The 12,956-nt window shown below is 48.7% G+C and carries 14 protein-coding genes; 10 read left to right on the top strand and 4 right to left on the bottom strand.

All coding sequences use genetic code 11. The features are described from left to right. Positions 1 to 274: 274 nt before the first annotated feature. Positions 275 to 550: a hypothetical protein gene (locus ABFZ84_RS07645; protein WP_369313381.1), complete on the top strand. Its 276-nt coding sequence runs from the start codon at positions 275 to 277 to the stop codon at positions 548 to 550. Positions 551 to 613: 63 nt separating this feature from the next. Here the strand turns inward: ABFZ84_RS07645 and ABFZ84_RS07640 are convergent, their stop codons facing one another. Next, complete coding sequence (locus tag ABFZ84_RS07640; protein WP_369313379.1) at positions 614 to 2,536, bottom strand: hypothetical protein; 1,923 nt, start codon at positions 2,534 to 2,536, stop codon at positions 614 to 616. A 254-nt stretch (positions 2,537 to 2,790) separates the two neighbouring features. Between ABFZ84_RS07640 and ABFZ84_RS07635 the strand changes: the two genes are divergently transcribed. From ABFZ84_RS07635 to ABFZ84_RS07625, 3 genes are all read left to right on the top strand, one after another. Beyond that, a complete protein-coding gene (locus tag ABFZ84_RS07635; RefSeq protein WP_369313378.1) occupies positions 2,791 to 3,093 on the top strand; it encodes a dimerization/docking domain-containing protein in 303 nt (100 codons plus the stop codon). 301 nt (positions 3,094 to 3,394) lie between these two features. Further along, the gene (locus ABFZ84_RS07630; protein ID WP_369313377.1) at positions 3,395 to 3,739 is read left to right on the top strand and encodes a plasmid mobilization protein; all 345 of its coding nucleotides are present in this window, start codon (positions 3,395 to 3,397) and stop codon (positions 3,737 to 3,739) included. After that, positions 3,736 to 5,097, top strand: a complete 1,362-nt coding sequence (locus ABFZ84_RS07625) for a relaxase/mobilization nuclease domain-containing protein (RefSeq protein ID WP_369313376.1) — start codon at positions 3,736 to 3,738, stop codon at positions 5,095 to 5,097. The genes ABFZ84_RS07630 and ABFZ84_RS07625 overlap by 4 nt, the downstream gene beginning before the upstream one ends. Positions 5,098 to 5,113: 16 nt before the next feature. Here the strand turns inward: ABFZ84_RS07625 and ABFZ84_RS07620 are convergent, their stop codons facing one another. Then, positions 5,114 to 5,302, bottom strand: a complete 189-nt coding sequence (locus ABFZ84_RS07620) for a helix-turn-helix domain-containing protein (protein ID WP_369313375.1) — start codon at positions 5,300 to 5,302, stop codon at positions 5,114 to 5,116. A gap of 83 nt (positions 5,303 to 5,385) precedes the next feature. Further along, the gene (locus tag ABFZ84_RS07615; protein WP_369313374.1) at positions 5,386 to 5,901 is read right to left on the bottom strand and encodes a hypothetical protein; all 516 of its coding nucleotides are present in this window, start codon (positions 5,899 to 5,901) and stop codon (positions 5,386 to 5,388) included. Between the two features lie 228 nt (positions 5,902 to 6,129). On the opposite strand from ABFZ84_RS07615, the gene ABFZ84_RS07610 reads away from it, so the two are divergent. From ABFZ84_RS07610 to ABFZ84_RS07590, 4 genes are all read left to right on the top strand, one after another. Beyond that, on the top strand, positions 6,130 to 7,347 hold the full coding sequence (locus ABFZ84_RS07610; RefSeq protein WP_369313373.1) for a hypothetical protein: 1,218 nt from the start codon (positions 6,130 to 6,132) through the stop codon (positions 7,345 to 7,347). 379 nt (positions 7,348 to 7,726) lie between these two features. Beyond that, entirely contained in the window at positions 7,727 to 8,605 is an 879-nt protein-coding gene (locus ABFZ84_RS07605; protein ID WP_369313372.1) for a hypothetical protein, read from the top strand. A 12-nt stretch (positions 8,606 to 8,617) separates the two neighbouring features. Then, positions 8,618 to 9,337, top strand: a complete 720-nt coding sequence (locus ABFZ84_RS07600) for a hypothetical protein (RefSeq protein WP_369313371.1) — start codon at positions 8,618 to 8,620, stop codon at positions 9,335 to 9,337. A 537-nt stretch (positions 9,338 to 9,874) separates the two neighbouring features. Next, positions 9,875 to 11,260, top strand: a complete 1,386-nt coding sequence (locus tag ABFZ84_RS07590) for a M20/M25/M40 family metallo-hydrolase (RefSeq protein WP_369313370.1) — start codon at positions 9,875 to 9,877, stop codon at positions 11,258 to 11,260. 232 nt (positions 11,261 to 11,492) lie between these two features. On the opposite strand, the gene ABFZ84_RS07585 is transcribed toward ABFZ84_RS07590, so the two are convergent. Continuing rightward, on the bottom strand, positions 11,493 to 11,762 hold the full coding sequence (locus ABFZ84_RS07585; RefSeq protein ID WP_369313368.1) for a metal-sensitive transcriptional regulator: 270 nt from the start codon (positions 11,760 to 11,762) through the stop codon (positions 11,493 to 11,495). Between the two features lie 69 nt (positions 11,763 to 11,831). On the opposite strand from ABFZ84_RS07585, the gene ABFZ84_RS07580 reads away from it, so the two are divergent. Both ABFZ84_RS07580 and ABFZ84_RS07575 read left to right on the top strand, forming a co-directional pair. Continuing rightward, the gene (locus ABFZ84_RS07580; protein ID WP_369313367.1) at positions 11,832 to 12,281 is read left to right on the top strand and encodes a hypothetical protein; all 450 of its coding nucleotides are present in this window, start codon (positions 11,832 to 11,834) and stop codon (positions 12,279 to 12,281) included. A 177-nt stretch (positions 12,282 to 12,458) separates the two neighbouring features. Beyond that, the gene (locus ABFZ84_RS07575; protein ID WP_369313366.1) at positions 12,459 to 12,953 is read left to right on the top strand and encodes a copper-binding protein; all 495 of its coding nucleotides are present in this window, start codon (positions 12,459 to 12,461) and stop codon (positions 12,951 to 12,953) included. Positions 12,954 to 12,956: the final 3 nt, after the last annotated feature.

Below are 12,956 nucleotides of genomic sequence, written 5' to 3'. Positions count from 1 at the left end.
CTATCGGTTTTTATACCTATCAGAATTGATAGGCGAGCAAGGACATTCTTAACGATTCACAAGGAACCGCGTTCACGCGCGCAAGGTGATGAATCCTGACAGGCCGTCTCACAAAACGCAATGAACAGACCGCACCAGTCTTTACCGCTTGCGGGGACGTAGTCCCTTGCGAAGACCCGGGCAATCCATGTGCGTTTTATGAGTCTAAGCCAGTCTTATCGGTTTGCATCAGCGCAGAATGAACCGCGCCTGTGTAATCAAAGGAGACATCTTCATGACCACTCAACCATCCAAAACTGCAACGGCTAAAACCAGACCAACGCACCGCGTAACCTTCGCGCGCATTATCGGCCAAGACGATCATGGCAATGACAAGCTCGGCCAAGCCTGTGAGATTGGCGCAATCTGGCCGCGTAAAAACGGCAAACAAGGCGGCATCCTAAAACTCAACCTTGTGCCAAGCGAACTCGCGCAGCATCAGGGCGTCATCTTCATCCTGCCTGTCACCCAAAATCACGGCCCTTATGACGACGCGCCGTCCGCATCGTAATCAAAAAAGCGCAGCCTCAAGATGAGGCTGCGCTTTCTGCGTTTAGAGAGTTATACGGCAAGCTTACCGATCATCAAAAGCCGCCTCAATAAACTGTATGCGCCATGGCGCATCGCCCCCAGGTTCAATTGTGAGATAAAATCGTTCAGGCGATGACTTTTCTCGGTTCGCTACTGGTATCTCTGCTACCGTTAGGCCATCGCTCATCATCCTCTGAAGGCAATAAACAATCATATCTTCAACAAAATTCAACGTGCTATTCAATATCCTATCCGCAAAATCAGTAACGCGCTCAGTACTTATGCTTGGCTCGGTTATCGTCGGAGCGCTTGCAGACGCAGAATAAGCAACCTTTATGCTAATTGGTTTCCCATGCTCTAATTGATCGTTCCGCATCAGTATCAATGGCTCGGTCCATGATCGGGCCGACAATAAATAGTCCGCAACAAGCGGATCACTTAATCTGAGCTTATTGATACCAGTTTGAAACGTGGAGGCTTTTTTAAACAAGAAGCCGATATCTAAACCATACTCCTTGAGGAGACTCTGCGTAGACTGCTTTATCACCCGCGCACTGGCGTTTAAGAGAGTTTCAAATTCCCTGCGCAAACTTCTGTCAATGCTCTCGTTAACATGGATCGCATTGCCGGATATTTTTACAATCTCTCCAGACTCAAACCTACCTTTGTGGGTTTCCCATGTAGATCGAATTTCTTGGCAAGCCTCTCGAAGGCTGTTTACCCCATTGAGGACATCTTCATAAAGATCATCAAACCGTTTTCGGCGTGAGCTTTCATGAAACACAGCGTCTCTAATAGAAAATATTCCAAGCATCATCCTTGCTATAAATGGCGAAGATGTCCCTTCATCGGAGATTTTTTCAACAACATGCTTTTGGGTATCAGGCTCTATTGCCATGTTTGAGGAGCATTGAGAAAATGCCTGTAGCGTTTGTACAAACTGCTGGAACGAAATTGGAAGAACATAAGAAGCCTGAACGTCATCATGCCTAAAAAAATGCAGGTCTTCTGGCTTTAACGCAGGAACTACGCTTTGCATGAAGGAGAGGAATATATCAATTGGGAAACGACCCCGAACGACAAAGACGCCACCGTCCTGCCATTCCAAATATCTCACCGAAGCAAGTCTTTCATCACCTGACACGACGTTAAATCTTGCCCCAGGCATTCGCTCTGCAATTGCTTGTTCAAAAATTTGGGGAGCGAGTATCCCAGAAAGGTTAAACTGATAGGTCATCGCCGACAGACCTTGCGCAGGAAAGCCCGACGAAACAGTGATGAAATTCGGCAACCCTGCTGCATTGTCATAGATGCCGCACCGTGCCACGAGAAGGCTTGCAACCTTTGCAAAAACATGCGTGCGCGATGCCCGCATAATTAATTGGATTGACACCGAAGGGACTGGCCCTTTTGTGCGAATCCCTTTCGGGGGCAGAAAAAAGTCACCAGTTTCTTTGCGGCCCGGGACATAAGCGGCGTAGTTAATTACCCCTAGACCATATACCGCATAAGCATCAGGCCAGAGTGATGAGTCAAATTGACTATTTAGCTTTTGAACTTCTCGCGAAATATCATGCAAAGTGAGAGCTGAGCTTTCCGCCAGAATGAAGCAAACTAATCCACCTCTTTCTTTCCCAGCGCCTTCTTCACTACGAAGTCCGGAAGCATGTTCTTTGTGTTTGGCAATTATTGAAAATAGACGCTCCAGATTTTCTTTATCCAAAAGGTCGATGACAAATAGCTCTGCCAGAATTTCAGTTGGTTGATCGGTTTCGCCGTTATTAAAGGGCTGAACAAGAAGCGCTGCCTTTTCTTGCCCATCAACGATTGAGGCGTTTACTAAAAATGGATGCAGAATATCGCTGAGAGCCCCTTGGACACAATCGAAGAAAGGTCGGTCATCGCGGATTTCTAAATTGAAATTTGGTTGTTCATGCCTTGGAGGCGTGGCATTATCTGAATTCATTTTTTTTGCCTTGTTGACCTAGTCGACCCAGCTTATCGCAAAACCCCTTGTTGGCCTCGCAAGCAACTTCCACATTCCAATTGTTACTGTGAAGTGCATGCAAGAGTTCATCATCAAAGTGCATGTTATATTTTTCTCCAGCACCTAAGATATCACCTCGGCTTAAATATTAAATGGAATTCTTCTCATTCGACCGCACCTCTTGATTGTTGATCCGAATCGCGAAGCCGTATTACCTTCAAACGGAGAGAGAAATGCGAACCTATCCCATAAGTGTTTCGTGGCATCCCTATCACGGCAATAACGAGGCCAAAAAGCGCAAAGCGCGCGAGTACAATCGCGTGGCAGCCAGAGTTGAGCAGTTTTTGAACAACGACTTGCGTAGCAAGCCAGACAACACCATCCATCAATATCTTAGCGATATTGTCGCTATAGATTTAGGGGAAGATCGTGACATCGTCAGGTCTGTTGTCTCGTCAATAGACGGCGGCAGTAATGGCGTTACCATCGTTAAGGGCGATTACGAAAAGGCAACTGCCGTGTCACATCATCAATAGTGATGTAGCCTGAACCTAAAGCACAATGGTTCTAAGAATCCGCAGGGTATGACCTTGGGTAGATTTTTATTGAGCCGTTGGCGTGTCATTTGATACAGTAATTTCGCACATTAGAATGTGTGCAAGGTATGCGGTGTAATACGTTTTCGTATTTTACACACCGCCCTTGCCAAAGGAGAGGCGCTGCCCCTCCCGTTGAATCCCTCCCCGAATTCGCCTGCCTTTCAGCAGGCGAAGACCCTGCAAGATGCAGGGTCAAGAGAGGATAAATTCCAAAAAATTTAACCACGAAAGGAGATGCATGACCGCGTCACAGAATAAGAAAGCTGCGCGCCGTGATATGATTACGCTGCGCACAACTGCAGACGAAAAAAATGCGATCAAGGCTAGAGCCCGCGCTTACGGCTTAAGTATGGGCGCATTCATCCGCGAGATCGCCCTTGATAAACCGCTCCCAAAAGCGGCCCGCTTTACCAAGAGCCAAGGCCAGTTTTTAGCGCTCGTATTATCATCGCTGGCCGTGATGATGGATCATCTCCGTAAACTGGAGCAAAGCCAGCCGCAGGCGGATAGCACCGCTGGTCTTGCTTCTGAATTGCTTCTCCTGCGCGATCAGTGCTTTACCCTGATGGATCACAACCCATGATCTTAAAGGGCAGGGCAAGGCGCGGGGCCAATGATCTGGCTTTGCATCTATCCAATGCGGTAGACAATGAAACGGTGCGCATTGCCGAGCTGCGCGGCATGGTTGCTGATAATCTCTATGATGGATTTAGAGAGTGGCAACTCATCTGCGATCAATCGAACGCTAAAGAGGCGTTTTACTCGCTCTCAATCAATCCCGATCCGGCCCAGAGGGATTGGCAGGATAAGGAATGGCAAAGGGCTGTTGATCATATTGAAGATCGGCTTGGGCTATCGGGCCAGCCGCGCGCTATCGTCTTTCATGAAAAGCAAGGCGAGGATGGCAAAATTCGAAAACATTGCCATGTCGTCTGGTCACGTATCAAAACTGATAATGGACAGCTCAGAGCCATCCATTTAGGACATGATTATTTTAAGCTCAAAACCTGCGCCCGAGACTTGAGTAAGGAATTCGGGCTTGATCTTGGCTATGCGCAAAACGGCCCTCGTAAAAACGGCCCTGTCTTTGATCACGGCTTATCGCATGGCAAGAACCGTGACCAGCAAACGGCCCAAGCCCGAAAAACTCTCCTGACCAAACTCTGGCAAGAGGCGGAAAATCCGAAAGGCTTTTGTCTGGCCGCATCGCACAGTGGGTTTATCATCGCGCAAGGGGAGCGCCGCGCTTTTGTCGTCATTGATCAGGACGCGCAAATCCACGCACTAGCAAGGCAGCTCGAAGGGGTCACAACCAAAGCGGTCAAAGCGCGCCTTGGCTTGCCAGAATCCTACCCAACGATTGAGCAAGCCAAGGATGAGCAGGCGTTACGAAAACAAGCAGGCGAGAAGCCGCCGCCCAAACGCAGCGATCTAGCTTATGAACAGCGGCAAATGCAAAAGCTGCGGCGCATGGCCCAACGGGCCGACCGGCTTTATCACATGCGGCGGGAGAGCATACGCGCGCAGTCCCGCGAGATGACCACGCGCCATAATCACGAATGGCGCGCCCTGACCATGAAGCAACGCCAGCGAACCGCACTGTTTTTACGAAAACGCGCCGATAAAAAACCTACTGGCTTTATCAAAGTCGTCTGTGAGGCCATTGGCATTGGCAAAATCACGCACTGGCTTGATGGAGCGGAGGATGCAAAACGAGAGAGATTACATGCAGCGGCGCGCGCGGCGCTCAAACAGGCGCATAGCGAGGAAGCCGCAAGATTGGCGCGCAAAACGCATCAGCTTGCCAAGCAAGAACAGCGGGAATCGCAAGGCATCAATCGTCTTGCCAAAAAGCTCGCCATTCAAAAGAGCATTAGTGAGTTGGCTAAAGCCCATGCGCCGCCAGTATCCGCCAAGGCAACAGCCTTGCGTCTCGCGTAATAACCGGCATGGGTCTCTATAAAATCCCTAAATCCTTGGCCAATGCGACCGCATGGGCATTTGATTTAGCATTTAATTTCTCCCTGATACGCAAGATATGCGCATTCACCGTCTCCGGTTTAATCCCAAGCGCCGCAGCGATCCACGCCGTCCGGTAGCCCTCAGAAATTAGGCGCAAAATCTCTCTCTGCCGCGTGGTGAGCATACGGTTGCTTTCTATGGTCAAAAAAATGGAGCAAAAAAAGAGCGTCACCCGTTACGGTGACGCTCCAATTTCATGGTTAGGGATTAGGCCGCTGCTGATCCAGAGTCTGCAATCAATCGCCGTACTTTTTCTCTATCGACCGCGCCGACAATCAATTGTTTGCCATGCATTTTTATCACCGCAACCTTTTTCACACCATCAGTCTCGGCAACCGCTTTGGCTAAGACCTTATGTACTTCGCGCGCATCACGAATTTCAAGCGTGCTAAAGACGCTGAAAAGCAAGGGCGCGCGCATAAACCGGCGGCTTATTCGACCCGGACGCATGTTGACATGATCGCATTGCGTCTGAACGGAGGATTTAAAACTTTGAAGCAGCGCTCTTTTACCAAAGCCAAACATTGGCCACTCAGTAAGCAGCGCACTCAGCGCATTCTCAACCGTCGCCCGATTGGAACATGCATCCGCAGTATTGGCTAAAGTCATATGAAATTCGACCAGGCCGTAACCAGTAACAAGGTAAACTGGCAATGCAGCCTTCGTACCCTCTTTATCTCTCCTGATAAGCATGTCCCTTTCGTTGTGATTGCGATTTTTCATTTGTTGCTCCGTTTCCTTTTGGTATTCTCGCGCCGCGCTGTAATCGACAAATGGGCCGCAAAATTGGAATATGCATATAAACTGTCCGTATAGGCGTTTTATTTCAATCGCTTAGGGGCGCTATGTTCTGCAATTTTGTTTCAAAATTGCAGAACATCTACTCAAATCGTGCTTGACACGACATGCCCCAAAAATGAACTCTCCTGCGCATTGTGTGTGGGGCACTGTATGTACGAAATTATGAGACCTTTGACTTTTGCCGGCAGCCAGATAGCAAAAATTCAATCTGCTTATCAGGACTTAAATAATCGAAAGTCGCTTGATCCTAAAGAGATCGCCAAAGCTGCAAATAAAATAAGATGGCCGGGGACACGCCTGCTTCCTGCGGACATACAGAGTCTGCTCAATGGCTCCACAAGTCGGTGGGGAGCGATGAAATACTATCGTGCTTATCTGTACGGTGAACAAATTGGCATCTTGTCCCCATCCATACTGCATACTCGGGAACAACAATTTTCTCATCTTTGCTATTTCATGATATGTATGAACAATGCAAAAATTTCTGAAAAGGTGGAGACGAGATACGAAACGCTGGCTTCAATTTATGATTTGCGTATTCCCGGCACTTCTAAATTGGGTATCGAACTTATCCCGGAAAAGATCAATGTGGCCACGCGAAATGGATCGGTGACCTCTAGGTCTGGCATTATTGATGATAAGCGGCCTTTTACTTTTTTCCTTGCTCAATCGATAGAAAGAACTAAGGGCTCGCCCGTGAATCTAGGTTTTGGTCTTATTATTGATCACGATAAAGACATTATTCTTTTAAATCTTAAACATGGTAGGTCCGCAACTTATCAACACATATCACTACACCTCAACAAAACAGAAGCTATAGCAACACAAGCCCATGCAACCTCGGCTGACAAGGCGTGGATATGGCCTGCTATTGGGTCAAGAAATAAAAAACGTGACAATACTAATAATAATATGTATACTGATTTTATGCCTAAACTAATAATGGACGACTACAACAGAAATAAACTAATACAGATATTAGAGGAACTACCTAAAGCAGTTCGGCCTAAGCACCCAAACCTGAATGAAAAACTTTGGTGGGCGGTTGTTGATCAAGATTATTCAACAATAGAGGCGTGTATCGCTGAAGGTGCTGACGTTAATTTCCAAGAGCCGACCCATAATCACACTCCGCTTCATGCCGCATCATATCAAAGAGATATGCGTACTATAGAAATGCTCTTAGCCACTAGAAAATGTAATCTGTCACTATTCGAAAAAGATGGGTGTTTGCCGAATGCCGGGCTAACATATAAAGAGCGTCCTATATTTTTATCTCTTGTAAAAAAGTATTCCCCAAAGGATAGCTATCTATACGACTCTACATTTTCACAGCCGCGATCATGGTTAAGCCGCCTAAGTTTATAAATCGGTTTTACTCAACACCTTCTGGCTGTCCGTGTGCTTGAGTTTATCACCCCGCTTATTTGCTCAAGGACGCTGCGCGCCGCCTATCGGCGGTAAATCCTTGACCTGCATTACGCTTAGGTGATTTTGTTGGGCTTATCGGCTCCGAGGGAATGTTTCGGCTTTATCTCTCCAAGGGAATATATTTTTAGTCTGCGGCTGGGAAGTTTGAGCAGGAATACCCTGATGCAAAATGCCGATCACCGTAGTCCAGCACATTCTTGATTTTGTATTTAACTGCGCTGGGATCGATCAGGCGCTCAAAACTTATCCACAGGTTTTGAAGGTACAATAGGAATATATTCTTGTTTTTGAATTTATCATTTTGTTACCCTACGGAATGAAAACAGCAAAAAACCACACATCAAAAACAAAACTCCGAAATCAATTTTCCAAAACGGCAGAACCCTCACCAAGAGCTTCGAGCAAACCAAATAAACTGGTTGAGGAATTCAACCACGCCCGCTGGGGCCTGTTTGGCGGTATCGCAGCGATTACGGTATCAAGCGCCTATATGAACATATCGGGCTGGGTTTTGATGGCCGCAACTATTCATCAAGCCATCCCCAATGGCGTTTTATCTGGCGGCATGGAGCTCACCGCGCTCTTCGCCCTTCCCTATGCTGGCTTTATGATGCGCCGCAAATCCTACGGCAAAGCCATGCTGGCTTTGGCCGTTGCCGCCATTGCGATTTCAACAAACATCTATGCCACACAGAACTTCCTGCATGTGCAGACCGATACATTAGTGAACGGCATTGAACTGAGCGGCGCAGAGCTTGATCAGCTCAATTATCAGATTACGGACGCGCAGCAGGAGATGAACAGCATCATTGAACAAAATGGCGGCACCATCCCGAGAGATATTGAGACCATTGAGCAATCTTATGCCAACCTTGATCCTGACAAAAATCCTATCAACATGATGAACAAGGATGCTGAGATCGGCGCGAGAATGCGCTATGAAGAATTACAAAGTGAGGTCGAAGCCTTGCGGGCGCAAAGCGCCGCCCCAACCGTTCAGGCCAATGACACAGCGCGCTCTGTTATCCCGCCCCAGCACATGCGCACATTTGTGACCGCGCTTGAGCTGATGAAGGCCACCGGCCTTTATATTCTTGGAAACTCCACCCTGTTTTTAGGAGCTAAAGCCCGCAAAGCCTATGAGAACCGCAAAAAATGGGCGATCATCAAGAAGAAAGATATTCAGCCATCGTGATTGGCAAATCATATGACCGATGAATTAGATGACAACATACGAGACAAGCTTGTCTCGACTGCGAAAGGAGCGGCAGGCATTATCCCATGGGCAGGCGGCCCCCTTGGCGAAATCATCAGCCAAGTTATTCCAAAGCAGCGACTTGATCGGCTGGTTTCTTATATCAGGAAATTAGAAGATCGGATCAAGTCACTTGAAACTCAAGAAATGCAAGAAGCGCTATCGAGCCCTGCAAAAATCGACTTGATCGAAACTGGCGGCTATCAGGCAGCGCGCGCAACGCAAGAACAAAGAGTAACGCATATTGTGGAGGCCGTATTTAACGGCATAAAAGCACCAGAAGTCGAAGTGATACGCCGAAAGCGTTTGCTAAGCCTGCTCGGTGAGCTTGATGATGATGAAATCGCTATCTTGAACGCTCATGGCCAGTCCTATGGTTCAGCCGGAATGCGAAATGATGCTTGGAACAAAATCGAAAGACCCGGCCCCATACACAACCAATCTCCACGCGATGAGCTCGATAAGAATGCTCTGTATGAGGCTGGAAAAGATCACCTATTGCGACTGGGGCTATTGAAACAGCGGTTTCCCGGCTTGAAACGCGGCGAATACCCAGACTTTGATAGTAACACGGGACAATTTAAAGGCGGCGTAGAAGTTTCCCCGCTTGGCAGACTCTTACTGCGCGAAATTGGCATGCCATCGCCGTTCGACAATCGAGGCACAGCTTAAAACTTCCAAGCGTTTGAAATTAGTCGCGTAAAGTCCTTTTCCAATCTTCAAGTTCCTGCCATAATTGGTTCAATTCATTGTCGCCTAGGCGCGCCATTTCTCTTGTGTTTTACAACGGCTTGCATTTTACGAGCTCCCTTTTGCGTTCGTAGTTTGCAGTTGGATTGCAAATTTTGTTGCTGGGGCGTTCTCAAATTTAATAGTCGCCACATTAATTAATAGTCGCCACATTAAAAAGTGCGGGCGTGCAACGCGCAAGCGTTATGCGAGACAAGAAAAGGTCCGTATTTGTTCTGGAGGGTTTGCGCGACGAATATTCGATTGCCCGGTTGTGCCGCCGCGAGAATGTTGCGCAACGCCTCTATTATCGATGGTCATAAGAATTTCTGGGGGCGGGCAAAAAAGGTTGGCTAAGGGCGATAATGATTTACCACACAGCGTGTCTCGCCAAAGTTGCATTTAACGCAGCGATGACTATTGCTAAGACTCATAGCATCTTCCCTGATAAACGTCATAGCAAAATAGAAAGCGATCACCATGCGTCGAAAAATACTATTAGCCGTTTCTATTTTGCTGGGAGTAACGCCGGCTCTTGCGCAAAATGAGCCAGCCCTGTCACCAAAACAGGCCGCAACAGTTGACCGCCTTATTGATAAGGGGTTGGAAGATGATCGGGCGTTTACCATCGTAGAGAGCCTGACGACCAAAATTGGCCCGCGGCTTGGCGGTTCCGAAGCGGAAGCACGCGCTAGAGATTGGGGCGTAGAAACGCTGAAAGACCTCGGCTTCAAAAATGTTCGTATTGAAACATTTGATATGCCCTATTGGGAACGCGTCAATGAATCAGCGCGCATCGAAACGCCATTTCCCCAAGACTTGAAAATCACTGCACTCGGGAATTCCGTGGCAACGCCCGATGGTGGCCTTGTGGGAGAGATCGTTCGCTTCCGTACGTTGCTTGATCTGCAAGATGCTCCATTGGATGGCTTGGAAGGCAAGATTGTTTTTGTCGACGAAGTAATGTCGCGCACACAGGATGGCTCCGGTTACGGCTGGGCTGTTGCCAAGCGTTCTGGCGCTGCGAATGAAGCCGCAAAGCGCGGTGCTGCAGCGGCATTGATCCGGTCTGCCGGCACAAGCGAGTCGCGAACACCACACACCGGAAATATGAATTACGCTGAAAACGTCACACCGGTTCCGGTTGCAGCACTTTCCAATCCGGATGCGGATCTTTTGGCAAGCGCCCTATCCTTGGCTGACGAACCAGTGCGTGTTTCCCTCGACATCTCTGTCCGAACACTCGCCAAAGTTCAGTCCGGCAACGTAATTGGTGAAATCCCCGGCAAAACCGATGAACTCATCGTCATCGGCGGACATCTTGATAGTTGGGATCTGGGAACCGGTGCTGTGGATGATGGCGCAGGTATCGCGATTACCGTCGCAGCTGCCAAACTGATTGATGAATTACCGGGCCGCCCTACCCGCACAATTCGCGTAATCATGTGGGGTGCCGAAGAAGTTGGCTTAGTCGGTGCCCGTGCCTATGCGGCGGAACATGCGGACGAACTCGACAAGCATATTCTCGCATCCGAATCTGATTTCGGTGCAGGCAAAGTTTGGCAATTCCGCACACGGTTTTCGGAAGATGCGCTTCCCAAAGCCCGCGTCTATCAAAAGGCGCTGCGACGCTTGGGCGTTGGCCCCGGTAACAATAACGCAAGCGGCGGCCCCGATGTTATGCCATTGTCGCAAGTAGGTGTACCGGCATTTCGTCTGTATCAGGACGGATCAGACTATTTCGACCTCCATCACACGATGGACGACACGCTGGATAAAATCGAACTAGAGTCGCTGCGCCAAAATGTAGCCGCGTGGGCAGCAGCAGTCTATATCGCTTCTGAACTCGAAGGTGATTACCGCTAAGCGCTTAGCCATCTATTAATACCGGCGTCTTTTCTGCGGATGGCTATGACACTCGGGCGTGGCGGCATGTCTTTGTCGAAATCGGCCATCGTATGGTCGGCGCTGCAAAGCTTGCCCAATGCGAGCGGGTGGAGGCAAATTCCCTTTTGGCTCGACAAGCTCGATAATATGCCCAGCAATATTATTGGCAGGTGGATTTGATCAGCAGCCCGCCAGTAGTGGTTGGTCAAATCTAACGCTTTGTTTTCTCGAACAGATCGATCAGTTCCGAAAACTTTTCATGTTGCGCCTTAGCACTTCCCGATTTGATGGCTTCAGCAACACAATGATGGGCATGGTCTTTTAGGATTTCACTCTCAGCCCGCGATAACGCTGATTTGATTGCCTGCACCTGATGCAAAATATCAATACAATAGCGATCATCCTCGATCATTCGGGCGATTCCCCGAACCTGTCCCTCTATCCGTTTGAGACGCTTTATGATTGGTGACGAATCTGACATCGAATTTCCCAGCATTGACATATACCCTATATGGGTATAGATAAGTAGCACCCAAAGAATGGTCAAGGTGTGATCACAAGTCGCTTAAAAGTCATCATTTTTACCGCGCTCGCTTTAATCTTAAGCGTTGGGCACAGCTTTTGCGCTGAACTGGCCGCATCCGTCCCATCATCGCAAATGCTCGCAGTACAAACCGTTGATGACGCCCATCAGGGACACAAACAAGCTGTCAATGTTGCTCATCATGGTGACCGTCAAAGGGAACCAGCCGCCGAACATGCTCCTTGCAGCCCTGATCAATCAACATGCGAACATTGTGACTCGGCGCAGTTCTTCAACGCGGCGTCAATAAACTTCATCGCCGCGCTCAATCCGCCCTCACCTTTCGTTGCGGTACCCTTGAGCGATATCATCGTTTCAAGCGAACGAATAGTATCACGCGCTGTACTGACGGCACTGCGGAAACACGGTCCGCCCGGTGACACGCCGATTTCTCTGAAAATCAAACTGCAAAACTAGGGCCATTGTGAGCTCGCACTCGAGAGAGTGCTTGGATCACGTGCGTTGTAAATCTTGATTTATACGCGCGTGAGCTCAGGCGGCGCCAGTTCGCCCAATCTCCCCCTAGGCTATCTGGCGCCGCTACTAGCTTCAGTTTTTCTCAGCACGTTTTCTGTACCCAAAAGGAATATCGCTATGATAAAATCCCTAGCCGCGGCGACAATTGCTGCGACCGCAATCTTCTCTGTCCCCGCAATCGCTGAACAAAGTCATGATGGAATGAATCACGGCGCGGCGAAACAAGATGACACATCCGCACAAATGGACAAATGCAACCAGCCCATGGGCGAAGGTGTGATCAACAAGCTCGACGTAAAAAAGTCCAGGCTCAATCTTACTCACAAACCCATCGAAGCGATCAGTTGGCCCGAAATGACGATGGATTTCACCGTCCTAAAACCGGTGGATCTATCAGCCTTTGGCATCGGCGAGAATGTTCATTTTCTGTTGAAACAGGAAAAGGGCAAATCTTATTCAATCGCCGCGATGTGTTCGCTCGATGTCGATGACGGTGCTCACGAAGCCTGCATGGCACAGATGCACAAAGTTGCAATGGCAGTGGCAACGAAGACCAATGCTTCGTGCACCATGGATGACATGAACAAAATGGACCACAGCGACCACCATTAGCGC

The organism is Hyphococcus lacteus (assembly GCF_041058985.1).
GTDB classification, from domain to species: domain Bacteria; phylum Pseudomonadota; class Alphaproteobacteria; order Caulobacterales; family Parvularculaceae; genus Hyphococcus; species Hyphococcus lacteus.
This window is presented reverse-complemented; position numbering and strand designations above follow the sequence as displayed.

What these genes read in the sequence shown, in the direction of transcription:
- ABFZ84_RS07645 (WP_369313381.1), top strand. Translation starts at nt 275, where the DNA reads ATGACCACTCAACCATCCAAAACTGCAACGGCTAAAACCAGACCAACG.
- ABFZ84_RS07640 (WP_369313379.1), bottom strand. Translation starts at nt 2,536, where the DNA reads ATGAATTCAGATAATGCCACGCCTCCAAGGCATGAACAACCAAATTTC.
- ABFZ84_RS07635 (WP_369313378.1), top strand. Translation starts at nt 2,791, where the DNA reads ATGCGAACCTATCCCATAAGTGTTTCGTGGCATCCCTATCACGGCAAT.
- ABFZ84_RS07630 (WP_369313377.1), top strand. Translation starts at nt 3,395, where the DNA reads ATGACCGCGTCACAGAATAAGAAAGCTGCGCGCCGTGATATGATTACG.
- ABFZ84_RS07625 (WP_369313376.1), top strand. Translation starts at nt 3,736, where the DNA reads ATGATCTTAAAGGGCAGGGCAAGGCGCGGGGCCAATGATCTGGCTTTG.
- ABFZ84_RS07620 (WP_369313375.1), bottom strand. Translation starts at nt 5,302, where the DNA reads ATGCTCACCACGCGGCAGAGAGAGATTTTGCGCCTAATTTCTGAGGGC.
- ABFZ84_RS07615 (WP_369313374.1), bottom strand. Translation starts at nt 5,901, where the DNA reads ATGAAAAATCGCAATCACAACGAAAGGGACATGCTTATCAGGAGAGAT.
- ABFZ84_RS07610 (WP_369313373.1), top strand. Translation starts at nt 6,130, where the DNA reads ATGTACGAAATTATGAGACCTTTGACTTTTGCCGGCAGCCAGATAGCA.
- ABFZ84_RS07605 (WP_369313372.1), top strand. Translation starts at nt 7,727, where the DNA reads ATGAAAACAGCAAAAAACCACACATCAAAAACAAAACTCCGAAATCAA.
- ABFZ84_RS07600 (WP_369313371.1), top strand. Translation starts at nt 8,618, where the DNA reads ATGACCGATGAATTAGATGACAACATACGAGACAAGCTTGTCTCGACT.
- ABFZ84_RS07590 (WP_369313370.1), top strand. Translation starts at nt 9,875, where the DNA reads ATGCGTCGAAAAATACTATTAGCCGTTTCTATTTTGCTGGGAGTAACG.
- ABFZ84_RS07585 (WP_369313368.1), bottom strand. Translation starts at nt 11,762, where the DNA reads ATGTCAGATTCGTCACCAATCATAAAGCGTCTCAAACGGATAGAGGGA.
- ABFZ84_RS07575 (WP_369313366.1), top strand. Translation starts at nt 12,459, where the DNA reads ATGATAAAATCCCTAGCCGCGGCGACAATTGCTGCGACCGCAATCTTC.